Here is a 23,259-nt window from a genome sequence, read left to right as displayed (position 1 = left end):
TTTTGCTGCGCCACACGCTGGCCCCACGCTTGCACCAGCCCATCCAGCCAACAAATACCGACGTCGACCTCCCCTCTTCCTCTGGCAACACTCAAGGACGACCCGATGAAAGCTCGTTTACTGCTCTGCTCCTTGCTCACGTTCAGCGTCCAGGCATTTGCCCAGAATGCGCCCTCGCACCTGGACCAGGTGATTGAACGGGGTCATCTGAAGGTCTGTACCACCGGCGATTACAAGCCTTACACCTATCTGCGCGCAGAGGGTGGATACGAGGGGATCGATATCGCCATGGCCCAATCCCTGGCGAAAAGTCTGAACGTTGACGTGCAATGGGTCCCCACCACCTGGAAGAACCTGATGACGGATTTTCTGGCTGACCGTTGCGATATCGGCATGGGTGGTATTTCGGTTTCACTGGAGCGGCAGAAAAAGGCGGCTTTCAGCGACACGCTGGGCGTCGACGGAAAAATCCCGCTGGTCCGCTGCGAAGATAAACAACGCTATCAAACCATCGAACAGCTCAACCAGTCGTCCGTGCGGTTGATCGAGCCGGCAGGCGGTACCAACGAAGTGTTTGCCCGCACTCACCTGCCCAACGCCACGCTGACCCTCTTCCCGGACAATGTGACGATTTTCGAGCAATTGCTGGAAAACAAGGCCGACGTGATGATCACCGACGCTTGCGAAGCGCGCTATCAGCAGAAGCTCAAACCCGGTTTGTGCGCGGTCAACCCCGAGCAGTACTTGCAGTACAGCGAGAAAGCCTACTTGCTCCCTCGTGATGACGTGGCCTGGAAGGCCTATGTGGATCAGTGGCTACACCTGAGCAAAGCCACCGGCGCCTATGATGCGGTGCTCGCCCAGTGGCTGGCGACCGCTCCCGGTCACTGAACACTGACCAGCGCCCGGAATGCCTCACTCGCCGCGCTGCGATAAGCCCCTTTGCGACTGAGCAAGGCCACCGTGCGTTGTGGCAACGCCGGTTGCAGTGCCAACGGGCGCAACCCCGGCAGCGCATGGGTGATGGCCTCGGGGAGAATGGTCGCCAGATATCCGCGACGAACAATCTCGACAATCGCGCTGATGGAGTTGGCTTCGATGGCGATGCGTGGCGCGATGCCTTGTTGTCGGCAATACAGGTCGATGTGCTGACGGGTTGCAAAGTCGCCGCTGAGCAACACCAGCGACTGCTGGCCCAGCGCCTGCACATCGAGTGATTGTTGCCGGACAAACCCTGGATGCGCCTCACTGACGACCAGGCTCAAGGTTTCGGCAAACAGCGTCTGGCTGTCGATGTCCGCCAGGTGACTGCCGGTGAAGGCGATGCCGAGGTCCAGTCGGTCTTCGGCCAGCGCAGCCTCGATCTGGTCCTGGGTCATCTCCTCGACGCTCAGGTTGAGGCCCGGGTACAGGCTGTTGAAACGCGCCAGCAACGGGCCGATCAGGTAAGCCGTGAAGGTCGGCGTCATCGCCAGCCGCAACGAACCGCGTGTCAGGTCCTGTACGTCGTGCATTGCGCGTTTGGCCGCCTCCAGGTCTTGCAAGGCCAACCGCGCATAACGCACATACGCCTCGCCGGCATCGGTCAAACGCACCGTGCGCCCGGAACGATCGAACAACGGCGCACCGAGGACATCCTCAAGTTGCTTGATCTGCTGCGACAGCGTTGGCTGCGAGACATGCAATGCCTCGGCAGCCCGAGTGAAGTTGCGATGCTCGGCGACCGCGAGCAAATAACGGATATGGCGTAACAGCATGCCGACTCAACTATAGACATGGATTATGGAAGGCATCATAAGCCCGTCAGCGACGCTATAGCTGGAAACATTATCCGTGCGCCATCCCTTACGACTTTTTCCCGGCAAACCGAGCAGTATTTAATTTTTAAATACAGCACATGACTTTCTGACTTGCCGACTCCCGCCGCGCACCGCCTAATCCAGACCTTGTCTTTAAAGGTATCGTTATGGAAAACGTTCGCGCCACCTCCCGCCCCGCTGTCTGGCTAATGATCGCCGTGATCCTCGTCGCCCTTAACCTGCGTCCGTCGATGGCCGCCATCGGCCCGCTGCTGTCAGCCATTCGCGGCGATATTGCGTTGAGTTTCAGCCTAGCATCGCTGCTGACCATGCTGCCGGTGATGGCAATGGGCTTGGCGATGTTCTTCGGCATGAGCGTCAGCCGGCGCCTGGGAGAACATCGAACGGTGGTGCTGTCGCTGCTGATCATTGGCTTGGCCACTGTGTCTCGGCTGTTCCTCGACTCGGCTGCCGAACTGATCCTCAGCGCAGTCCTCGCCGGCATCGGCATTGCGCTGATCCAGGCCTTGATGCCAGCCCTGATCAAATCCCGCTTCAGCGACAACGTTTCGCTGTTCATGGGGCTTTACGTCACCTCGATCATGGGCGGCGCGGCCATCGCGGCATCGTTCGCGCCCTTGGTGATGACTCGTACCGGCAGCTGGCGTGTGGGGTTGGCGATCTGGGCGCTGTTGGCACTGCTCGCCCTGCTGCTCTGGTACGGCCAACGTCACGCCGTCCCCGCGACGCCTGCCACCGTGCAACGCAAAGAAGCGTTTTTCAGCAATTCGCGCGCCTGGCTGCTGGCGATTTTCTTCGGGTTGGGCACCGCGTCCTACACCTGCGTGCTGGCTTGGCTGGCCCCGTACTACGTCGAAAAAGGCTGGAGCGAGCAGAACGCCGGCCTGCTGCTAGGCTTTTTGACGGCCATGGAGGTGATCTCCGGCTTGCTGACGCCGGCTATCGCCAACCGCAGCCGCGATAAACGGTTGGTTCTGGTGGTGTTGCTGGGATTGATCATGGCCGGTTTCTGCGGGCTGATCCTCAGCCCGGAACACCTGAGCCTGCTCTGGCCGTGTTTGCTGGGCCTGGGTATTGGCGGCTTGTTTCCCATGAGCCTGATCGTCTCGCTGGATCACCTGGACAATCCTCAGCGCGCCGGTGGGCTCACGGCATTCGTGCAAGGAATCGGCTATTTGATCGCAGGCTTGTCGCCACTGATCGCCGGGATGATTCGCGATCAACTGGGCAGTTTCGAATGGGCCTGGTGGTCACTGACAGCAGTGATGCTGTTGATGGTTCTGATGGTGTTGCGCTTTGACCCACGGCATTACGCCAAACACATTGATTGATCAGGGACACACCAATGAAACACACCAGTTTCGCCTCCGCCAACGCGGGCATGTTGCTTTGGGCCATGTTGGTTGCCGCCTCGTTTTTCGCCGCTGCCGAGGTCAGCCAATCCATCGACCCGATCCTGCTGACCGGCCTGCGGCTGCTGTTTTCGGCTTTGGCGTTTCTGCCGATGCTGCTGCTCAACGGCGGCACCGCAATCACCGCCAAGGGCCTTGTCAGTCATGCCTGGCTCGGGCTGTTGCTGGCCGTGTATTTCGGCTCGTTGTTTGAAGCGCTGCGTTACACCTCGGCGGTCAACACCGGAACCCTGTTTACCCTGGTGCCGTTGATGACGCTGTGCTTCGAGGCCTTCCTGATACCTGGCAACAGTTCGAAAAGCCGCCTGCTGCCGATGCTGATTGCAGCGGCCGGTGCGCTACTGCTGATCCTCAAGGGCACGGGCCCCGGCGAAGTCCCTTCGCTCTATGCGGTGTCAGTGTTCGGGGTTGGCTGCCTGGCGATGGCCCTCTATTCACCGTTGAGTCAGCGCTTCAAGGCCCACAGCCTCAAGGGTCGTGGGCCTGTGGTGATGACGTTCTGGAACATGCTCTTCGGCTCGCTGTTTCTGTTCGCGTTCAGCCTGGTCAATGGCGGCTGGCGATCCGGCGCCCTGTTGTCCGCCCACGACCTGTTCTGGCTGGTCTACCTGGCGCTGTTCGCGACCCTGGCAACCTTCTGGTTGCTGCACCGGGCGATCGGGGTGATAGCACCGTCCACGGTCATTTCCTACGTCTACCTCAGCACGTTGTTCATCACCTTGTTCCATTGGGTCTGGCTGGCGCAGCAACCGCTGAAGCTGGAAGTCGTGGGTGCCTTGCTGGTGGCCATCGGGATGCTCGCGCTGGTAATGTCCAGCCGTCGCGCACTTCCGGTAACCGCGTAAATACTGCGGCTGAAGGCTGAAGGCTGAAGGTGCTCACCCGCCTTCGGCCCGGATTGCGACAGACGTCGCATTTGCTACAACTTCTGTCCCACACTTGTCCGTGAATAATCCTACGAGCCATTCTCCTAGGACGATCGTTCCGTTAGCATCACTCGCACACGTTTGCGCACAACTTGCGCAACGAGCGGAGTGAGATAGTACGGATGCTGAACAGTAACTTGCTTAGAAAGCTCGACATGCAGGACCTCATGGTGTTCATCGCCGTGTATGAGCAAAGCAGCGTCACCGGTGTGTCTGAAGCGCTGTTTGTCAGCCAGTCCACGGTGAGTTACTGCCTGAAGAAACTGCGCACCAGTTTCGAGGACGAGTTGTTCATCAATACCCGCACCGGTATGCGTCCGACCTACAAGGCCGGCACCATGTACACACACGTGCAGAAGATTCTCGAAAGCATCAACCTGTGCCATGCCGGGGTTCAGGCGTTCGACCCGACGCAGCAAGCCGTGACCTTCAATATCTGTGCGCCGGAATACTTCGAGCAACTGATCCTGCCGCGGCTATTGAAGAACTTCGATTTCGCCGACCTGCCGGTGATCATCAATGTGCACAAACTCGAAACCGACATCCCCGCCGAAGAGCTGCGCGATGGCAGCCTCGACCTGGTGATCGGCTTCGGCCCGAACTTTCATCGCAGCCACACTGATTTCAGATCCCAGGTGTTGCTTGAGGACGATCTGGTGTGCGTTTTCGATAAACGGGCGACGCCGCTGGAGCCTCGCATCAGCCTCAAAGCCTACGTCGAACGCCGACACGTGTTCCCCACGCCGTGGACGTCCACCACCAACATGGTCGACGGCTGGCTCGCCCAACAGGCGCACAAACGCCAGATCGTTGCGCGCGCCAACAGCTACAGCGCTGCACTGAAGCTGATCACCGGGACTGACTTCATTCTGACCATGCCCCGGCGCATCCAGCACCTGCTGGCCAAAGACTCGGTCTTCAGCCATTGCGAGGCGCCGAACGGCGTACCAGGGTTCACCCTTGAGATGCAGTGGAGTCAAACCCGCGAGCTGGACAGCGCCAACACCTGGCTTCGCGAGCAAGTGGTCAAGGCCTGCACAGAACAGGGTTTTATCTGAGGGTCAGCGCGCAGGATATCAGTGACTGATGGCAGTCTTGGCGTAGGAATCGCGATCGATATCCAGAATCTCGACGCATAGCTGCACATCAACACTGGCGGGCCATTCGCAGAGATCCTGCAACACCGCCAACAGGTTTTCGGACAATTGCTTCTTGATCGCGGGCGAGCGCCCGCTCAGCAAGGCCAGCTTCACATGCACAAAAGCACGCTCACCCAACTCGGTTCCGACTCGGAATGCGCCGACCTGCACCGCACGGCTCTTGATATCGAACTCCTCGAACTGCCCAGACGCCACCAATGCGTTGTTCAAGCGCAACAACGCCACATCGGCATTGAGGTTCGGCAGGTTGGCGGTGTATTCCATGTGCAGGTGAGGCATTGCGATGCTCCTTGAGGATTGAACGAAGGGGCGTATATACCATAGAGCGCTCCTGCCCTTCCAACACCTGGCGCGTCAATGCTCCTGCGCCGGTAGCGATTCACGCAGTACCCGCGTTTCCCACGCTGCTACCAGAATCATCACCGCGGTGGTCAGCCCTCCCAGTACCAACGCTGAAAACAGCTGATTCAGCGCCGCAGGCAATAGCACGAGCAGCAGCGCCAGGCCCGCCAGATGAGACAGAGGCGGCAAAATCCGATCGGCCATGACCCACTTGAACAACGCACACCCCAGCAAGAACAGCCAGGGCCCGGCGACAATCACGATGATCCCGGCATCGCTCGCATGCTCCGGATGCACCAGCACCAGCTCATCGGCCACCGCGCTGACGATGATCCCGGCAACGATCAACACATGCAGATAGGTGTAGGCAATCCGCGCCTGCCGCCCAGGGTCGCTGGAATGTGCGATCCGGTGGTGAGCGCGCTCGGCGCCGCTGTCGAAATACACCCACCACATGGCCACGCTGCCCAGCACGGCAATCAGAAACCCCGCCAGCGCCTGCCAGTTCAGCACCAAATCGGCGAAAGTTGCGCCGGTCACCAGCAACGACTCGCCCAGGGCAATGATCACGAACAGACCACAGCGTTCGGCCATGTGATTACCCTCGACGTTCCAGTCGGCCAGCGTTGAACGGCCGAGCCCCGGCACCCAGAAGTACAGCGACGGCGAGATCAGCTCGATCAGTAATGCCAGCGCCCAGCAGGCCAGGCGCTGATCGCCTTCAAGCAGCGCGCCGCTGATCCAGAACACCCCGGACAGCACCATCCACGCCAGAATTCGCTGGAAGTTGCGGGTCATGTTCAACGGCTCGCCACGCACCGCCCAGATCGCGAACAGCGTGCGGCCGACCTGCATGAAGACAAAGGCGGCGGCGAACATCACTCCACGCTCGGTAAAGGCCTTGGGGATCGACGACGACAGCAACAGGCCAGCAACCATCAAACCGAACAGACCGAGGCGGATCGGCAACTTTTCGGGGTCGAGCCAGTTGGTGACCCAAGAAGTGAAGATCCACACCCACCACACCGCCACCATCATCAAGGCGACCTGCACCGCGCCACCTATCGTCAGGTGCGCGAGCAGGGAGTGGGAAAGCTGGGTGACGGCGAACACGAACACCAGATCGAAAAACAGCTCGACCATGCCGACCTTGCCACTGTCGTAACTGCCGCGCCCACGCAACAGAGAACGGGAACTGCTCATGGGATGGATCTCCGGTCAGTCATCGGGAAAACACGGGCAGCAAAACAACACTATGTCGGGCAAGCAAGCCGCCGCCGGTTACCGTCCGAGCAACTTGTCGCTCTGTATCCCGGACACACCGCGCTCGCTCATGAAGGCTTCGAGCCGGGCACGCAGCCAGCGTTCGGCGGGGTCGCTATCGACGTGACTCAGCCAGACCATGGACAGGTCCAGGGTTGGCGTCTTGAACGGGAACGGTTCGCTGAACAGCTGACCTGAAGCCGCCATCGCCGCCGCCGTGTAGTCCGGCAGGCTGGCAATCAGGTCGGTCCCCGCGAGTAGCGCCGGCAAGGCACTGTATTGCGGCACCGAGAGCACCACCTGGCGTTTGCGACCGATCTCGGCCAGCCACTCATCGGCATAGCCACTGACATTGGCCGTGTGCGAAACCAGCACATGCGGCCGCGAACAGTACTCGTCGAGGGTCAGCGGCGTATCGGAGGCATCGGCGCGCAGTATGCAGGGCTGAATGTGCCGCAACAGTTTGCGCTTGGCATTGGCCGGCAGGCCGCGGGTCTGGCTGATGCCAACCGTGATGTCACCGGACGCGAGCAAGTCCGGGATCCGCCAGTAATCGACATGCTGAACCACGAACACCACTTGCGGCGCTTCCTGGCGCAATGCGCGCAACAGCGGTGGCAGCAAACCGAACTCGACGTCATCGGACAAACCGATGCGAAAGGTCATGGTACTGCTGGCAGGATCGAAGTGGTGGGTCAGGCTCAACGCCGAGGACAACGCGTCCAGCGCCGGCGAGAGGTGTTGAATCAGTTCCTCGGCCCGCGCCGTCGGCTCCATGCGGTGGCCCACCCGGATAAACAGCGGATCGTTGAACATCGCCCGCAAACGGTTGAGTGCCGAGCTAATGGTCGGTTGCCCGAGAAACAGCTTCTCTGCCACTCGCGTCACGTTGCGTTCGAGCATCAGCGTCTCGAATACCACCATCAAATTGATGTCGGCCTTACGCAGTTCATTGCGGTTCATCAGTTGCCCCCAGTCCCAAAGACTGGGAGCAGTGTAGAAAGGCCTGGGGGCTGGCGTCTACGCACCTGTGCAGTTGAACGACATTGTCGACCGACCGCAGTGCTGAGCCGGCAGCCCGGCTCAATGCACAGTCAATGCTTGTAACCCGATTGCCAACTTGCGCGAATCCTCACCCATGCCGAGTTCACCAGGACTGATTGCATTGGCAAAGTGAAACTGGATCCGCAACACACCTTGCTGTGCGATGAGCTTTTTCACCTCGGCTGGCAGGGCGATTTCAATCCTGTTCGCTTCTGGCTTGATCAGGCTGGTGTCGAGGACCGGAATGTTATTGACGCGGACTTCCAACGACTGACGCATGTGCGTCGGGGCCAACAAGGCATTGGTTTCGAGCAGCAGTGAATGCACGTCAGCCATCGGCCGCAGGATGATTTCCGCATCGGAGCCTTCTGACCAGGTCCCCCACGGTTCGTTGGCAGACCAGCCTTTTGCCAGATAGGCCGTCGCCAAGCTCCCTTCCTTGAACAGCATCCTTTCACCCTGCTTGAGTAATGGAATCAACTCCAGCGGATTGACGGCATTTACTGCGGGACAATCGGCACATTGTTTCCATCCTGGAGCCAGTACATTCAAACCATCGATTCTGGCCAGAACATCGGTGTTGCTGTCGAGGGAGACTGCCACCTGGAGCAGCGCCCTCTCGTCCAGTACATACAGGGAGTCGGTGTCATACTTTCTGGAATCGACGGTCAGATCCGCCTTGCGTTGTGCCGCCTCTACGGCCGAGGTACTCACCCTGCCCAGATAGACCGCATCCGTCGCCAGACGGTAAGTGCCGGCGTAATCTGCCAGCGTCAGCCACTTGACCGAAAGGTTTTGCGGACGAACCCAGCGCACCTTCTGATAATGCGACGCCGCACTCCGCCAAAACGAGTCGACCAGCGGGGTCTTCCATTGCGGTGCCGGCGCGACCATCAGGGTTTTCCGCGCGCCCGCCCAGCCGGCCCGGGTATCCGCCACCTGAATCACCAGCGCAATGGCTAACAGCACCAACGCTGTACGCGGCGTGTGCCCCCGGACAACCACGTAGATGACGGCGAATATCGCCACATACATGACAGGCCAGATCATCCGCCCCGATGCCCGAAAAATACCCGCGGCGGAAAGGAAGAATTCAGGCAACGGATAGTCAAACTCAAATGCACCGATGCCGACTTTGTTGGAGACAGCGAACAATGCGAGCCCCAAGAGAGCAATCAGTAACACCGGTCGCCTGCAAACTGCTGCGACAACGTTGCTGTTACCCTGCAGCATCACCAGAAAAGCGCAAATGGCCAGAAAAATGCCCCCCAACCCAGGGAACGCAAAACCTTCACCATCGCCCGGAACGCCAGGTATATCGTTCAGTACGTAGGACCAGTTGCCGGCATCGAAGAACGTCAGCACGTTCGCGCGAAACAACCCAAAACCGAGCGTGCCTACGTCACTGCCTCCGACACTGAAATAGCCGGCCTGCCAGCAGCACAAACTGACCAGAAGAAACAAGCTGACCAGCTCGATCAACGCCTTGGGCAGTGTCAGGTGACGTTGTAAGGTTTTAGCCACGAGATCGGCAATCCAGATCAGCGCGACAATTGCCAACAGGTAGGCATGCACCAGTGCAGTTGCAGCCAACAGCGCACCCCAGGCCAGACGGCGCTTGTCGGCTTGAGGGCGCAAGGCCAGGTACAAGGCAGCCAGAATCAAAAAATGGCCAGCCAGAGACAGATGCACACCCAATCGCGCAATCATCGCCGGGGTGAAGAGAAACAGCCCAGCACCCAGCAAGCGCTGGGTCACATTGGCGGTGGCCAGCCCCATCAGCTTCCAGGCAAACCAGCTCTGGAGAATGAAACACGTCAGGAACCAGAGACCGAAATACTGGAAAGGCTCGGGGAGCAGCGCGGCAAAGGGTTTGAAGATCAATGCAAACAGTGGATTTGAATCCGAGAATATGACGGCGTTACCCAGCTCCAGCCCATAGGACGGATTGAGCCCCAGCGGAAACGACCAGGGTGAGTACCGGAAAAAAACCCAACCAAGGTAATGGGTCGCCGGGTCCCCACTATCCAGCCAGGCAATGTTCATCGGGTTCAATGCCCGAGGGCCGACAACGATAAAAAACGCCAGAATCCCCATGAGAACAGGCAACATCGAGATCGTCAGGCGCTTTCCAGAAAGCTTCATCGATACGTCCAGAAGTTATGCAGCACAAACGTGAAGGCCGGAATGGTCAGCGCCACAGCCCCGATCCCCAGCAAATAATGAAGCCCGGCTATTTGCGCGGCCCAGGCGACCACCATCGCCAGCAATAATCCAGCGCCCGAGACCGCCATGAAGCGCATCAGTGTTCGGCCGTGCAGTCGGCTGGAAAAGCTCCAGGTAGTGTTGATCACGTAAGAAACAACAGTCGCCACAGCGAATGCCACGCCATTAGCCAAGGGCGGCATCGGCAGCACATAGTTGATGAACAGCACGGCAATAACTGCGTGAAGCGCCGTGACAAACAGGCCAGTCACAGCAAAACGCAGGCCACGCTTGATCAGGGCTGTTTTTTCGACTGAAGTCACGGCTTTTGAGCCAGGACAAACACCGTCAGACCCGCCAGACGGTTAACACTCATGAAGGGAAGCTCGATGCTGCACAAAGTCTTGAGCAGTGTATTGACCAGTGGATGATGCTGCTTGAGTTGCGAGCGTGGCGGCGAAGGTTGTGCGCCTTTGGGCGACAGCCGCAGCATCGCCGCAATCGGGAACACCAGACCGAAGTAGTAAGCGCCCTGCTTGACCGTCAAACCGGCGTCCCTGGCCACCGTCTCCAGTTGCGGCAAGGTGTAGCGACGTTTGTGCTCGAGAAAGTCATCGTGCCCGCTCCAGAGAAACTGGAACGCCGGCACCGTCATCAGGAAACGGCTACCGGATGGGACTTTATCGACGTAGTCCTTGAGCAACCCGACGTCGTCATCGACATGCTCCAGCACGTCCATCAGCAGCACCAGATCGGCGTCCACCAAATCGATCGAACGACGGTAGTACAGCGGTTTACCGGCAATTGTGGCGTCCGAGTCCGCGTCGTAACTGATGTCCACGCACCAGGCCTCGGTGGCGGTTGTCCGGGTCAGCAGATGATGGGTGAAAAAGCCGGAGCCGGCGCCAATGTCGAGAATCCTTTTGACGGGGGTATTACCCAGCAGGCGAGTCGTCGCCGCCGCTTTTGAACAGTAATACCAGTGCTGATCGATGCTTGAACCGAGGATGTCGGTTTCCTTGAGATCCATGGTCAGTCCTCGGCGTTATGGACGCGACGCACCAGATAAACCGGGCGGCGTTTTGATTCAATGTACGTTCTGCCCAGGTACTCACCCAGCACCCCGATGCCGATCAATTGCAGCCCCCCCAGAAAGGTGACGGCAACCATCAGCGAGGCGTAGCCCGGGACATCGACCCCGGTCAGCAACGTCCGCAACACAATGAAGGTGGCGAACGAAAAAGAAACCACGGACACCAGCAGCCCCAGATAGGTCCAGACCTTGAGTGGGTCGGTGCTGAAACTGGTGATGCCTTCCAGCGCGAAATTCCACAAGCGCCAGCCATTGAATTTGCTTTCCCCCGCCACCCTCTCCGGACGCTCGTAATCGACATGGGTCGTCCGAAACCCGACCCAGGCGAACAAGCCCTTCATGAAACGCCGTGACTCCGGCAAGGTCTGCAAGGCATCGATCACGCAGCGGTCCATGAGCCGAAAATCACCGACATTTTTCGGCAGCGGCTGATCAGAGATTTTGTTGTGCAGGTGATAAAACCAGTTGGCGGAGGTTTGCTTGGCCCAAGAGTCGTTGTGACGACTCACGCGATGGCCCAACACCACTTCATAGCCTTCACGCCAGCGGGCGATCATCTGGAGGACGACTTCGGGCGGATCCTGGAGATCGACATCGATGGGCACTACCACCTGGCCAGTGGCAGTCTGCAAGCCTGCTGTCAAAGCTGCTTCCTTGCCGAAATTGCGGCTCAGATCGACGATTCGCACACGGGGGTCGGTCTTCTGACGCTCGAGAAGCAGGTCCAGCGTTGTGTCAGTACTGCCGTCATTGACAAACACCATCTCCAGACCGACCAACGCCTCATCCTTGAAGACCTCGGTGATCCGCGCCATGAACAAATCGATGGTGGCCACTTCATTGAAGACGGGAATGACGAGCGATAGCGCCACGTGCCCGACCGAATGCGTTCCATGCTGATGGGTCAATTGATTGCTCTTTTTTATAGTGATTTTTCTATAATCCGAGGTCGCCAGTTAATCTCCAGCGCCATGAGCCATGGTGGCATTAAGCAGGAGCGTGGAAGGTGATGCAAGGGCGAAACTGCGGCGATTTTGGCCATTCATTTACCCCCTTTCGCCATCAGGTGGATGACCTGATTCACCAGACGCCGAAGCCGCGAAGCTGCCCGATGTATCTGAGCAGCTTCGTTTCCACACACCAGCAGGTACTGCCTAGATTTCCTTCACCGACGTTTCGTTGTGGACGCTTTTGATCAACCCGATCACGTGTAGGCAATCCGCCTTGTTGACGTACGACTCGCCGCTGGCAACCGTCTCATGATTGGCCGCCCTTAAACGCCAGCGCCATTGGCCCTTCCCGGTAAGCAGGGTGCCTCGCGACTGCCTGTAGATCTCAAAGTACATGGTTCGCTCCTTGCGACTGCTGATTACGACAGACTCCTGGTCTGTGCACGCAGAGTAGACGAGTGATTCAAGATTTAACGGCGATCAAAAGTAAGCAGACATTACCCAAAAAAACCTCCACCCCGACGAAAGCCAACAGACACTGAGGCCAGTAAAAAGGCTGACTGAACACCGTCAGTTTTCAGGAAATCGTACTTATTTTTCATACAGCGCCTAGGCCGCATTCATCCCGATCGGCTCAAAAAAAGCACGGAACAAACAAGATCGTTCCGTCTTTGCACCGCCCCCATACCTGTCTGCTGCGACAGCTATCCGCCCGATGATGAGCACCATGGGTGGATATACCTCAAAAAAGTCGCTTTTTTGTTCATCACCCGCCAAGGGATAGTCCTGCCATCTCATCGATTTCAGGAAATACCCCATGCCGTCTCTAAAAGTTGAATATTTTCATGATGTTGTGTGTGGCTGGTGCTTTGTACTGGGCCCGCGTTTGAAAGCTTTGAGCGAAGAGCTCGATCTGGATATCCAGCACCGCAGCTTCGTCCTGCAATCGAACAACGCACAGATGATCCAGCGTTTCGGTTCAATGCCCAAGGCCAAGGAAGTGATCCTCCAGCACTGGGAGCAGTGCGCCAAAGCCGAAGAAGTCAAGCGCATCAATATCGAAGGCATGCGCCAACAGGATTTTGAATACCCCTCGGGCCTGCTGGCCGCCAAAGCCTGTCAGACCGCCCAGTCCCTGGCCGGTCCCAAGGCCCACGAGCTGATGTTTGACCGCCTGCAACACGCCCATCTGGTAGAGAGCCGCAACATCGGCAGCCTGCAGACCATCCTCGAAGTGGCCGAGGAGCAAGGCTTCAGCGCGGATTACTTCGCCGAGTACCTGGAACGGCACGCGCTGAGTGATCTGGAAAACGACCTCGCCCGAGGTCGTGCCCTGAACATCAGCTCGGTGCCGAGCCTGGTGGTCGAGGGTCTGTGGGTGATACCGGGGGCGCTGTCGCTGGACATGCTGCGCGGCAACTTCAAACAAATCCTGCAAGCCACTGCCGACAACCTGCCGATCGTCGAGGACAACTGAGATGAAAATGACTTATTGGCTCAGCGGCGGCACGGCGCTGGCAGCGGCGATCGGGATTGCCGCCTTCACCCCGCTGCTCGCCAGCGGCAAGACCGACAAGCCCGCCGCATCAGTGGCCGCGCTGACTCCGGTGGCTGTGGCCAGCGTGATCTCCGGCCCGATTCCGGTGGAGCTGTCCGGCGTCGGCACCCTCGAAGCGGTGAATCAGGTCCAGGTCTCGCCGGAAGTCGGCGGGCGGATCGTGCAACTGAACTTCGCCTCCGGCAAAAGCGTCAGCGCCGGCCAGGTGCTGATCAAGCTCAATGACGAACGCGAACAAGGTGACATGAGCAAGCTCCAGGCCCAGGCCAAGAACGCCCGGCTGGCCCTGGAACGCACCCGCAAAGTCTTGCTGCTGGCCTCCACGCCATCGCAACTGGACCAGGCTCAGGCCAACTATGACCAGGCGCGCGGGGATATTGCCAGCGTCCAGGCGGTGATCAACCAGAAGACCATCCGCGCACCGTTCGCCGGCGTCCTGGGGATTCGCCGGGTCAACCTGGGGCAGTACCTCAACCCCGGCGACCCGGTAGTGACCCTGACCGACCTCTCGCGCCTGTTCGTCAATTTCCCGATGCCGGAACAGACCGCGGCCCAGTTGCAACCGGGCCAAGTGGTCCACCTGCGCGTCGACGCCTACCCGGACCGGTTGTTCAAGGCCACCGTCAGCACCCTCGAACAGCAGATCGATCCGGGCGCTCGCTCCATGCAAGTCCAGGCCACTCTGGAAAACCCTGAGCTGTTGCTCAAACCGGGGATGTTCGCCGACGTCACGATTTCACTGCCCAATCCGGCTACCGCCCTGACCGTGCCGGAAACCGCGATCAACTACACCGCCTACGGCAACTCGCTGTTTGTGGTGCGCGACAACGACGGCCAACTGAAAGTCGAGCAGGTGTTCGTCAAGGTCGGCCCGCGCCATCGCGATCGCATCGTCGTACTTGATGCGATCAAACCCGGTGATCGCGTGGTGATTTCCGGCCAGATCAAGCTGAGCAACGGCATGCCGGTGCGCATCACCGAGGATGCCATGGCCCAGAACAACGGCCCGCTCCTGGATATGGCGCAAAAGCAATGAAGCGTTCCCTTCGCCAACGAGCAACTGAAGAAGGCTCTGTTCCGGTATGAAATTCACCGACCTGTTTATTCGTCGCCCCGTGCTGACGCTGGTGGTCAGCGCGCTGATCGTGATGCTCGGCGTGCTGGCCCTGCTCAAGCTGCCGATACGCCAGTACCCGGCGCTGGAAAGCGCGACCATCACCGTCACCACCAGCTATCCCGGCGCCCGATCGTCGCTGATGCAGGGGTTCGTCACCCAACCGATTTCCCAGGCCGTGGCCTCGGTGGACGGAGTCGACTACCTGACGTCCAGCTCGACCCAGGGCAAGAGCCTGATCAGCATCCGCCTGAAACTCAACGCCGACTCCAACAAGGCGTTGACGGAAATCATGGCCGCGGTCAATCAGGTGAAATACCGCCTGCCCGAAGGCGCCTATGACTCGGTGATCGCCAAGTCGTCCGGTGAAGGTACGGCGGTGATTTATGTCGGTTTCTCCAGCAAGGATATCGGTCTGCCGGCCATTACCGATTACCTGTCGCGGGTGATCCAGCCGTTGTATTCGTCGATCGACGGCGTCGCCAATGCCGAAGTGCTCGGCGGCCAGACCCTGGCCATGCGCCTGTGGCTGGACCCGGTGCGCATGGCGGCGCGCAATATCTCTGCCAGCGACGTGGCCGAGGCGATCCGCAAGAACAACTTCCAGGCAGCCCCCGGCCAGACCAAGGGCGCATACGTTTCGGCCAACATCAATATCAACACCGACCTGACCAGTGTCGAGCAGTTTCGCCAACTGGTGATCAAGAGCAAGGGCGACACGCTGATCCGCCTGAGTGACATCGGCACGGCCGAACTCGGCGCCACCGCCTATGAAACCAGCGGCATCATGGACGGTGAAAAAAGCGTCTTCATCGGCCTGCACCCGACGCCCAGCGGCAACCCGCTGACCATCGTCAAAGCGGTCGAAAACATGATGCCCCAAGTGCAGAAAACCCTGCCGCCGGGCATGACCATGAACATCGTTTTCGAGGTCGCGCGCTTTATTAAGGCCTCCATCGACGAAGTGATGCGCACCTTGCTGGAAGCGGTGGTGATCGTTGCCGTGGTGATTTTCCTGTTCCTCGGTTCGATGCGCACGGTACTGATTCCGCTGGTGACGATTCCGCTGTCGCTGATCGGCGCCGCGGCGATGATGAGCCTGTTCGGCTTCAGCATTAACCTGCTGACATTGCTGTCGATGGTGCTGGCAATCGGGCTGGTGGTCGACGACGCGATTGTGGTGGTGGAGAACGTCCATCGGCATATCGAGTCAGGCAAGTCACCGCTGCATGCGGCGATGGTCGGCGCACGGGAAATCAGTGGCCCGGTGATTGCCATGACCATCACCCTGGCAGCAGTTTATGCGCCGATCGGCCTGATGGGCGGCCTCACGGGCGCACTGTTCAAAGAGTTCGCCTTCACTCTCGCGGGGGCGGTGATCGTCTCCGGGATCGTCGCCTTGACGCTGTCGCCGCTGATGAGTTCGTTGCTGCTCACCAGCAAATCCAACGAAGGCATGATGGCCCGTGGCGCGGAACGGTTCTTCCACTGGCTGGGCGACAAGTACGGCCGGGTGCTGGACTTCTCGTTGCACCACTCGTGGATCACCGCCGTGATTGCTCTGCTGGTGTTCGCCAGCCTGCCGTTCCTCTACCTCAACGCCCAGCGTGAACTTGCCCCCGGCGAAGACCAGGCGCAGGTATTGGCAGTGGCCAAGGCCCCGCAATACGCCAACATCGACTACACCGAAACCTACTCGCGCAAACTCGACACCTTGCTGGGCACCTACCCGGAAACCGACATGACCTGGGTTGTGGTCGGCAACGACGGACCCCGCAGTGCATTCGGCGGCGCCAACCTCAGTGAGTGGGACAAACGCACCCGCAGCGCCGATACCATTCAGGCCCAGGTGCAGCAGGAAGCGAACGAGATCGAAGGCATGAGCATCTTCGCCTTCCAGTTGCCGTCGTTGCCGGGTTCCACCGGTGGCTTGCCGGTGCAGATGGTGATTCAGAGCTCCCAGGATCACCGCGTGGTGTTCGAGGAACTGGAACGCATCAAACAAGCGGCGCGCGCCAGCGGACTGTTCGCGGTAGTCGACAGCGACCTGGACTTCAACAGCCCGCTGGTCAACATCAAGATCGACCGCACCAAGGCCAACGATCTCGGGATCAGCATGCAGGCGATCGGCGATTCGCTGGCAGTGCTGGTCGGCGAAAACTACATCAACCGTTTTGCCCTCAATGGCCGGGCCTACGATGTGATCCCGCAGGTGCCGCGCAATCAGCGCATGTCTGGCGAACTGCTGGTAGGCCAATACGTCGAGGCGGCCAACGGTGCGCACATTCCGCTGTCGACCCTGGTCAGTTTCGAGATGGCGGTGGAAGCGAACAAGCTGACCCAGTTCAACCAACTCAACTCGGCCACCCTGCAAGCGGTTCCGGCACCCGGTGTGAGCATCGGCGATGCGGTGAAGTTCCTGACCGCACAAGCCCAGACATTGCCTGCCGGCTTTACCCATGACTGGCTGTCGGATGCCCGCCAGTTCGTTCAGGAAGGCAGTGCATTGATGATCACCTTCGCTTTCGCGATCCTGGTGATCTACCTGGTGCTGGCAGCGCAATTCGAAAGCCTGCGCGACCCGTTGGTGATTCTGATCAGTGTCCCGTTGTCGATCTGCGGCGCCTTGACTCCGTTGTACCTGGGCTACGCCACCGTCAACATCTATACGCAGATCGGGCTGGTGACGCTGATCGGCCTGATCAGCAAGCACGGGATCCTGATGGTCGAGTTCGCCAACGAACTGCAACAGAGCCAGCAACTCGACCGGCGCACAGCCATCGAGCAGGCGGCGCTGATCCGTTTGCGACCGATTCTGATGACCACCGCCGCCATGGTGGTGGGGCTGATCCCGCTGCTGCTGGCCAGCGGCGCGGGTGCCCACAGCCGCTTCAGCCTGGGTCTGGTGATTGTGGTCGGGATGCTGGTGGGCACGCTGTTCACGCTGTTCATTCTGCCCACCGTTTACACCTACCTGGCCAAGGATCACCGAGCCGCCCAGCACTCGGCCCGCAATCAGGAACTCAGCCAGGTCAACAACGCCCTGACCAACTGATTCCGCCCCCAACCGTTTTCATCTTGCCACCTGCCCCAGAACCCGCACCGGGTTCTGCGGGACAGGCTGGCCGAAAAAGAGTACCTGTCATGTTCAGATTGTCCTTGATCACCCTGCTGATCTTCACCAGCCAGGCCAACGCCGTTGAAACGTCCTCGCGCAGCACACTGATGTCGGTGTACAGCCAGGTCGTGGAGCACAACAGCGAAATAGCCGCCGCCCAGGAAGATTACTTCGCCCGCCGCGAAGCCGTGCCCCAGGCACGCGCCGACCTGTTGCCACAGATTGACCTGCAAGCCCTGAATGGCAGCACCCGGACCAACCTGCACGATGTCGACACCCGCAACGGCAGCCTCTACCGCGTGACCTTGAACCAGCCGCTGTTCGATGCCGCGCACTGGTTCAACCTCAAGTCCGCGAACGCCCTGAGCGAACAGGCCAAACTGGATTTCTCCACCGTCCAGCAAGAGCTGGTGCTGAAGACCGCCCAGGCCTATTTCGACACACTGCTGGCCGAAGACACCCTGGCCGCCACCAAAGCCGAACTGCGCGCCTTTGAGCGTCAGTTGAACCAGACCCGGCAACGCTACGACGCCGGCCTCTCGGACCAGAACGATGTGCTTTCGGCGCAGGCCAGCTACGACCGTTCCCATGCCAGCGTGATCAACGCCCAACGCCTGACCGACGACGCTTACCAGGCGCTGAATCGCCTGACCGGCCAGCCTCAGGCGCCCTTGATCGGCATCCGCCATACCCTCCCCGTCGAGCCACCGATACCCAACGAAGCCCAGTCCTGGGTTGACCAGGCGCTGACGCAAAACCTGCGCCTGCGTGCCAGCCAGGCAAGAACCCAGGCGGCACAGGAAAACCTGCGTAGCCAAAAGGCCGCGCACTTGCCCACCTTGGGGCTGCAATTGGGGTATGCCGAGGGCGACGCCGATGTGATGGATAACCCGCCAGGGTTCGGCCAACGCGGCGGTAACGAGAAACAGAGTTCGGTGCAGCTGAACTTCAAGCTGCCGCTGTACAGCGGTGGGCGCACCAGTTCTCGGGTTCGCGAGGCTTATCACCGTTTCGACGAAAGCGAATACGACCAGACCAGCCTGCAACGGGAGGTGGTCGAGACCTCACGCAATGCCTTTCGCTCGGTCAACAGCGAGCGCGAGCAGGTACGCGCCTTACGCCAGACCATCATTTCCAGCCAGGGTGCGTTGCACGCGACAGAAGTCGGCTATGAAGTGGGTAACCGCAACATCGTTGATATCCTGTCCGCCCAACGCGATCTGTACAACGCGGTGCGCGACTACAACCTGGCCCGCTACAGCTACATCCTCAGCGGCCTGCGCCTGAAGCTTGCGGCCGGAACCTTGAGCCCTGCCGACCTGCAAAGTCTGGCGCAGTACCTCAAACCCGATTACGACCCCGACAAGGACTTCCTGCCGGCAGACCTGGCGCAACAAGGCGTGAAAACACTCTGAGCCATGGCCCTGTGGCGAATGGGCAAGCCCGCTCGCCACAGGTGGGTCACGGTTTCAGAGCGCCAGGGCCAGGGCCTCGGACTTGTCACTCCTGATGCCCTGGCACAGCTCGCGAATGATGTCGGTCATCAACCGGACTTCCGGGTTGAGCTTGTACTCTTCCGGGAAGCCCATATACATCGGCACTTCGCGTTCACGCTGATGACACAGCGGCACCGTTTGCAACTGACCGCTCGCCAGCTTCTCGCTGACCATATGCTCCGGCAGCCAGGCAAAGCCCAGGCCTCGTTCAACAAAGGTCAGCGCGGTGCTCAGGTTGCTTACAGTCCAGCGCTGCGAGGTACCGAGCCAGCCGCTATTCTGCGAGGTGCGCATGCCCGAATCGCGAATCACGATTTGCCGGTAATCTTTCATGTCGGTAAGGCTCAACTCGCCGTTGAAATGGGCCAGTGAGTGATCGGACGCCACGACGCACTGCAACGAGACGTTGAGCAGGAATTCCTGCATATAACCTGCCGGCAGACTGCTGGCGATGCCCAGCTCGACCTTGCCGTCTTCCAGCAGTTCGCGTGCGCCGGACAACGCCGTTTCGTACAGCCGGATACGGTGCCCTTGCAAGACTGAGGAGAAACGGAACAGCGCCTGCTCCAGCAAATCGGTGGGAAACAGCATGTCGACCGCCAGCGCATGCTCGGTAAACAGCCCTGGCTGGTATTGATTGGCCAGCCGCTCAAGCTTTTGCGCCGAACCCAGCAAGTGCTTGGCCTGAGGCAGCAGAGCCTGGCCCAGAGGCGTTAATACGGCCTTGCGCCCCTCGATCAGGAACAGTTCCTGACCCAGCAGGGCTTCCATGCGGTTGACCGAATGACTGATGGCCGACTGCGACTTGAACATGTGCTCGCCAGCCTGCTGGAAACCGCCACACTCAACCGTAGAAACAAAAGCCTGCCACTGGTCGAGACTGATCTTGGAAAACATTCGAACCTCCTTGTCCGTATCGGGTAAACATCAGAGCTACTACGACGTGGCGTTTTACCACAAAAAACCCTCTCACCCTACTCCATCGGCCCCCTCGATTCGTGCGTGCCCACTGTCGATCCTTGTCGCGTGGGAATACATGAAAACAATGATTGGGTTGACTCAACTTAATTCACTTTTCCAAACCCGTTTTTTACCTTTATCACTATTACCCGTCGCAAACACTAGTACTCGCGTTCCAAGTAGCGCTATCGCGCAACGCTCCAGGAACCTGATGTAGAAAAATCAAATCATCGCCATAGGACATTTTAAAAAATACAGTCTCTTTAAACTTTCCGATGACTAACGGGTCGCTCCCGCGGGTGTGCAGTCTATTGCCTTGTTATTTAATACGCTCCAACTCCTGAATCACTCACTTCTTTAGTGTCCTCCCCCACAAGGCCCTTGCCAGAGCCTAAACCCTTGTTTTTTTTCAGGGGCAAACCGGCCAACACCTTAAGCATAACTTTATAACTTTTCTGTCACATCCAGCCTCTACCATTGTTCATAAAACTGCCACATCGCTGCCGTGCGCAGCAGAATCACCGATTTTTCATATAAATAAAGCCTGCGTCACAACTGCGCATGACGGCCGATTGCCGCCTAAAAATAATCACATGCATAAGCGTAATGAAAAACATGAAGGGAGTTAATGGATCCAATCTGAATATTTCGCTTTTCCCGTTCGAGAGGGTTACGGCAATAATTTGCGGTCATTTGATTACTTGACAAATCGACGCCGCACTGCCGTACACCAACACCTCACTTATGGAATAAAAGATCATGGAATTGAACATGAAGATCGGCATCGATGTCATTGGGCTGTATGTACCGGAACACTTCTTCCCGCTTCACGAACTTGCCGTGCGGCATAACATTGATCCCAACAAATATCTGGTGGGTATTGGTCAGGAATTCATGGCGGTTCCAGCGCCTGACGAAGACATCGTCAGCATGGCCGCCAATGCCACTCAACCACTGTTGACCGACGAGCTGAAAGCGTCCATTTCGACCGTCATCCTGGCCACCGAGAGCGGTATCGACCAGTCCAAGTCCGCCGGGCTTTTCGTGCACCGGATGCTGGGGCTCAAAGCCGATTGCCGAGTCATCGAATTCAAACAGGCATGCTACGGCGCAACCGCCGGCCTGCAGATGGCCTGTGCCTTGGTACGCCAGCGTCCAAACGAAAAAATCCTGCTGATTGCCTCGGACATCGCCCGCTACAAACAGGACTCGGAAGGCGAATGCACCCAAGGCGCAGGAGCCATCGCGATGATCATCGCCAAGGACCCGCGCATTCTGGAAATTCACCCGCACCAGGGTAAATACAGCCTGGACGTCATGGATTTCTGGCGTCCGAACTTCGCCTCCACCGCGTTTGTCGACGGTAAGCTGTCGATCGATATCTACATGGAATCGCTCAAGCATTCCTGGCAGAACTACCGCAATGACGGTGGCCTGGCGCTCACCGATTTGAGCTACCTGTGCTTCCATCAGCCGTTCACCAAAATGGCCAAGAAAGCTTTTTCGGTGTTCGAAACCCTGGAGCCAACCGCAGCCGCCGCGCTCGGCGAAAGCAGCTACGCCGACAGCCAGATCTACGGTAAAGCCATCGGCAACTGCTACACCGCCTCGCTTTACATCGCACTGTTGTCACTGCTGGAAAACAACACGCAAGACCTCTCTGGCAAAAACATCGGCCTGTTCAGCTACGGCTCCGGCAGCGTCGGCGAGTTCTTCTCCGGTACGGTGGTCAAGGATTATGCAAAGCATTCGCGCAAGCGCTTCCACGCCGACATGCTCGAACACCGCACACAGCTGGAACACGCGCAGTACACCGATTGGTTCTACGACGACAAACACAGCGATGCCGAGACCTATCAAACGCCACGCATCAGCAGCGCCAGCTATCGCTTCGCCGGTACCGAAGGCTATCGCCGGCTGTATGAAGACAACACCCAGCAAGCCTTGAGAGTCGCGTAATGAGTGAGGTTCTGCTGAGCTGGATAACTCCGGACGTAGCTTGTCTGACACTGAACAGGCCCCATGCCGGCAATGCGCTGAACGAAGCGTTGTTGCTGCAATTGGCCGAGCACCTCGAACAACTCGCCAGCCAGGACGACCTTCGGGCCCTGGTGCTCGATGGGGAGGGACCGCACTTTTGCACCGGCGCAGACCTGCACTGGATGCGCCGCAGCCTGGAGTTCAGTCACGCGCAGAACCTGGACGATGCCGAACGCCTGGCCATCGTGCTGCAGCGCCTCGACGAATTCCCGGTTCCGGTGCTCGCCCTGGCCAAGGGCTCGGTGTTCGGCGGCGCCCTGGGGCTGATCAGTTGCGCCGACTATGTGCTGGCCAGCAGCGATGCGCGGTTCTCGTTCAGCGAGGCCCGCCTGGGGCTGGTCCCGGCATTGATCAGTCCCTATGTGGTCCGTGCCATCGGTCTGCGCCAGGCCCGGCACTACATGCTCTCAGCCGAGATTTTCGATACCGCCAGCGCCGTGCACCTCGGCCTGGTGCATCGACAGACCGCGACCTCGGCACTCCACCGCAGTCGCGATCAGTGGCTAGGGCATATCCACAAAGGCGGGCCGCAAGCCTGCCGCGAAATCAAAACCATGCTGCGCCGACTGGGCAAGCACGATGGTCTGCTGCAAGAGCAGCCCGACAACCTTCGCCTGATCGCCAAGGTCCGCACCTCCCCTGAAGGACAGGCCGGCCTGAATGCGTTCTTCAACAACCGCAAACCTGATTGGGCCCTCTGAAACATCGCCCGGACCGTACGTGAACACACGGTCCACGGGCTCGGAGCAAACGCAGTG

General features: G+C 59.1%; 20 protein-coding genes. 10 read left to right on the top strand and 10 right to left on the bottom strand.

The window, feature by feature from the left end:
* The first annotated feature begins 105 nt into the window (after positions 1 to 105).
* Positions 106 to 891 carry a transporter substrate-binding domain-containing protein gene (locus BK658_RS10180; protein ID WP_123582204.1) on the top strand — a complete coding sequence of 262 codons (786 nt, stop codon included), beginning with the start codon at positions 106 to 108 and terminating at the stop codon, positions 889 to 891.
* Here the strand turns inward: BK658_RS10180 and cynR are convergent.
* Entirely contained in the window at positions 885 to 1,757 is an 873-nt protein-coding gene (gene cynR, locus BK658_RS10175) for a transcriptional regulator CynR (protein WP_123582203.1), read from the bottom strand. The genes BK658_RS10180 and cynR overlap by 7 nt on opposite strands.
* Before the next feature lie 209 nt (positions 1,758 to 1,966).
* On the opposite strand from cynR, the gene BK658_RS10170 reads away from it, so the two are divergent.
* The 3 genes from BK658_RS10170 (at position 1,967) to BK658_RS10160 (ending at position 5,216) form a co-directional block, all read left to right on the top strand.
* Positions 1,967 to 3,151: a cyanate transporter gene (locus BK658_RS10170; RefSeq protein WP_123582202.1), complete on the top strand. Its 1,185-nt coding sequence runs from the start codon at positions 1,967 to 1,969 to the stop codon at positions 3,149 to 3,151.
* A 14-nt stretch (positions 3,152 to 3,165) separates the two neighbouring features.
* The gene (locus BK658_RS10165; RefSeq protein WP_123582201.1) at positions 3,166 to 4,077 is read left to right on the top strand and encodes a DMT family transporter; all 912 of its coding nucleotides are present in this window, start codon (positions 3,166 to 3,168) and stop codon (positions 4,075 to 4,077) included.
* A 203-nt stretch (positions 4,078 to 4,280) separates the two neighbouring features.
* A complete protein-coding gene (locus BK658_RS10160; protein WP_123582200.1) occupies positions 4,281 to 5,216 on the top strand; it encodes a LysR family transcriptional regulator in 936 nt (311 codons plus the stop codon).
* An 18-nt stretch (positions 5,217 to 5,234) separates the two neighbouring features.
* On the opposite strand, the gene BK658_RS10155 is transcribed toward BK658_RS10160, so the two are convergent.
* The 8 genes from BK658_RS10155 to BK658_RS10120 form a co-directional block, all read right to left on the bottom strand.
* On the bottom strand, positions 5,235 to 5,597 hold the full coding sequence (locus BK658_RS10155) for a 5-carboxymethyl-2-hydroxymuconate Delta-isomerase (RefSeq protein ID WP_123582199.1): 363 nt from the start codon (positions 5,595 to 5,597) through the stop codon (positions 5,235 to 5,237).
* A 75-nt stretch (positions 5,598 to 5,672) separates the two neighbouring features.
* Complete coding sequence (locus BK658_RS10150) at positions 5,673 to 6,863, bottom strand: low temperature requirement protein A (RefSeq protein ID WP_123582198.1); 1,191 nt, start codon at positions 6,861 to 6,863, stop codon at positions 5,673 to 5,675.
* Between the two features lie 78 nt (positions 6,864 to 6,941).
* Entirely contained in the window at positions 6,942 to 7,886 is a 945-nt protein-coding gene (locus tag BK658_RS10145; RefSeq protein ID WP_123582197.1) for a LysR substrate-binding domain-containing protein, read from the bottom strand.
* A gap of 120 nt (positions 7,887 to 8,006) precedes the next feature.
* The gene (locus BK658_RS10140) at positions 8,007 to 10,112 is read right to left on the bottom strand and encodes a DUF6311 domain-containing protein (protein ID WP_123582196.1); all 2,106 of its coding nucleotides are present in this window, start codon (positions 10,110 to 10,112) and stop codon (positions 8,007 to 8,009) included.
* Positions 10,109 to 10,495, bottom strand: coding sequence for a GtrA family protein (locus BK658_RS10135; protein ID WP_123582195.1), 387 nt, complete (start codon positions 10,493 to 10,495; stop codon positions 10,109 to 10,111). Before BK658_RS10135 ends, BK658_RS10140 begins: the two co-directional genes overlap by 4 nt.
* A complete protein-coding gene (locus BK658_RS10130; protein ID WP_123582194.1) occupies positions 10,492 to 11,202 on the bottom strand; it encodes a class I SAM-dependent methyltransferase in 711 nt (236 codons plus the stop codon). The genes BK658_RS10135 and BK658_RS10130 overlap by 4 nt, the downstream gene beginning before the upstream one ends.
* Positions 11,203 to 11,204: 2 nt before the next feature.
* Entirely contained in the window at positions 11,205 to 12,173 is a 969-nt protein-coding gene (locus BK658_RS10125; protein WP_123582193.1) for a glycosyltransferase family 2 protein, read from the bottom strand.
* Between the two features lie 246 nt (positions 12,174 to 12,419).
* The gene (locus BK658_RS10120; RefSeq protein WP_123582192.1) at positions 12,420 to 12,611 is read right to left on the bottom strand and encodes a YegP family protein; all 192 of its coding nucleotides are present in this window, start codon (positions 12,609 to 12,611) and stop codon (positions 12,420 to 12,422) included.
* Between the two features lie 421 nt (positions 12,612 to 13,032).
* Here BK658_RS10120 and BK658_RS10110 point away from each other — a divergent pair, with 421 nt between their 5' ends.
* The 4 genes from BK658_RS10110 to BK658_RS10095 all read left to right on the top strand — a co-directional run bounded on the left by BK658_RS10110 (position 13,033) and on the right by BK658_RS10095 (position 19,420).
* The gene (locus BK658_RS10110; RefSeq protein WP_123582190.1) at positions 13,033 to 13,692 is read left to right on the top strand and encodes a DsbA family oxidoreductase; all 660 of its coding nucleotides are present in this window, start codon (positions 13,033 to 13,035) and stop codon (positions 13,690 to 13,692) included.
* A gap of 1 nt (position 13,693) precedes the next feature.
* Positions 13,694 to 14,809 (top strand): efflux RND transporter periplasmic adaptor subunit, encoded by a 1,116-nt coding sequence (locus tag BK658_RS10105; RefSeq protein ID WP_123582189.1) that lies wholly within the window; start codon positions 13,694 to 13,696, stop codon positions 14,807 to 14,809.
* A gap of 46 nt (positions 14,810 to 14,855) precedes the next feature.
* Positions 14,856 to 17,942: a MexW/MexI family multidrug efflux RND transporter permease subunit gene (locus BK658_RS10100; RefSeq protein WP_123582188.1), complete on the top strand. Its 3,087-nt coding sequence runs from the start codon at positions 14,856 to 14,858 to the stop codon at positions 17,940 to 17,942.
* Between the two features lie 89 nt (positions 17,943 to 18,031).
* Entirely contained in the window at positions 18,032 to 19,420 is a 1,389-nt protein-coding gene (locus BK658_RS10095) for a TolC family outer membrane protein (RefSeq protein ID WP_123582187.1), read from the top strand.
* A gap of 54 nt (positions 19,421 to 19,474) precedes the next feature.
* On the opposite strand, the gene BK658_RS10090 is transcribed toward BK658_RS10095, so the two are convergent.
* Positions 19,475 to 20,398 (bottom strand): LysR family transcriptional regulator, encoded by a 924-nt coding sequence (locus BK658_RS10090; protein ID WP_123582186.1) that lies wholly within the window; start codon positions 20,396 to 20,398, stop codon positions 19,475 to 19,477.
* An 822-nt stretch (positions 20,399 to 21,220) separates the two neighbouring features.
* Between BK658_RS10090 and BK658_RS10085 the strand changes: the two genes are divergently transcribed.
* Both BK658_RS10085 and BK658_RS10080 read left to right on the top strand, forming a co-directional pair.
* Entirely contained in the window at positions 21,221 to 22,420 is a 1,200-nt protein-coding gene (locus BK658_RS10085) for a hydroxymethylglutaryl-CoA synthase (RefSeq protein ID WP_221178604.1), read from the top strand.
* Positions 22,420 to 23,202, top strand: coding sequence for an enoyl-CoA hydratase-related protein (locus BK658_RS10080; RefSeq protein ID WP_123582185.1), 783 nt, complete (start codon positions 22,420 to 22,422; stop codon positions 23,200 to 23,202). The genes BK658_RS10085 and BK658_RS10080 overlap by 1 nt, the downstream gene beginning before the upstream one ends.
* The last annotated feature ends 57 nt before the right edge of the window (positions 23,203 to 23,259 follow it).

The sequence above is a fragment of the Pseudomonas brassicacearum genome (assembly GCF_003732175.1).
Lineage (GTDB): Bacteria > Pseudomonadota > Gammaproteobacteria > Pseudomonadales > Pseudomonadaceae > Aquipseudomonas > Aquipseudomonas brassicacearum_G.
This window is presented reverse-complemented; position numbering and strand designations above follow the sequence as displayed.

Excerpts from the sequence above, each read along its gene's own strand:
- BK658_RS10180 (WP_123582204.1), top strand. The coding sequence starts at position 106 with ATGAAAGCTCGTTTACTGCTCTGCTCCTTGCTCACGTTCAGCGTCCAG.
- cynR (WP_123582203.1), bottom strand. The coding sequence starts at position 1,757 with ATGCTGTTACGCCATATCCGTTATTTGCTCGCGGTCGCCGAGCATCGC.
- BK658_RS10170 (WP_123582202.1), top strand. The coding sequence starts at position 1,967 with ATGGAAAACGTTCGCGCCACCTCCCGCCCCGCTGTCTGGCTAATGATC.
- BK658_RS10165 (WP_123582201.1), top strand. The coding sequence starts at position 3,166 with ATGAAACACACCAGTTTCGCCTCCGCCAACGCGGGCATGTTGCTTTGG.
- BK658_RS10160 (WP_123582200.1), top strand. The coding sequence starts at position 4,281 with ATGCTGAACAGTAACTTGCTTAGAAAGCTCGACATGCAGGACCTCATG.
- BK658_RS10155 (WP_123582199.1), bottom strand. The coding sequence starts at position 5,597 with ATGCCTCACCTGCACATGGAATACACCGCCAACCTGCCGAACCTCAAT.
- BK658_RS10150 (WP_123582198.1), bottom strand. The coding sequence starts at position 6,863 with ATGAGCAGTTCCCGTTCTCTGTTGCGTGGGCGCGGCAGTTACGACAGT.
- BK658_RS10145 (WP_123582197.1), bottom strand. The coding sequence starts at position 7,886 with ATGAACCGCAATGAACTGCGTAAGGCCGACATCAATTTGATGGTGGTA.
- BK658_RS10140 (WP_123582196.1), bottom strand. The coding sequence starts at position 10,112 with ATGAAGCTTTCTGGAAAGCGCCTGACGATCTCGATGTTGCCTGTTCTC.
- BK658_RS10130 (WP_123582194.1), bottom strand. The coding sequence starts at position 11,202 with ATGGATCTCAAGGAAACCGACATCCTCGGTTCAAGCATCGATCAGCAC.
- BK658_RS10120 (WP_123582192.1), bottom strand. The coding sequence starts at position 12,611 with ATGTACTTTGAGATCTACAGGCAGTCGCGAGGCACCCTGCTTACCGGG.
- BK658_RS10110 (WP_123582190.1), top strand. The coding sequence starts at position 13,033 with ATGCCGTCTCTAAAAGTTGAATATTTTCATGATGTTGTGTGTGGCTGG.
- BK658_RS10105 (WP_123582189.1), top strand. The coding sequence starts at position 13,694 with ATGAAAATGACTTATTGGCTCAGCGGCGGCACGGCGCTGGCAGCGGCG.
- BK658_RS10100 (WP_123582188.1), top strand. The coding sequence starts at position 14,856 with ATGAAATTCACCGACCTGTTTATTCGTCGCCCCGTGCTGACGCTGGTG.
- BK658_RS10095 (WP_123582187.1), top strand. The coding sequence starts at position 18,032 with ATGTTCAGATTGTCCTTGATCACCCTGCTGATCTTCACCAGCCAGGCC.
- BK658_RS10090 (WP_123582186.1), bottom strand. The coding sequence starts at position 20,398 with ATGTTTTCCAAGATCAGTCTCGACCAGTGGCAGGCTTTTGTTTCTACG.
- BK658_RS10085 (WP_221178604.1), top strand. The coding sequence starts at position 21,221 with ATGGAATTGAACATGAAGATCGGCATCGATGTCATTGGGCTGTATGTA.
- BK658_RS10080 (WP_123582185.1), top strand. The coding sequence starts at position 22,420 with ATGAGTGAGGTTCTGCTGAGCTGGATAACTCCGGACGTAGCTTGTCTG.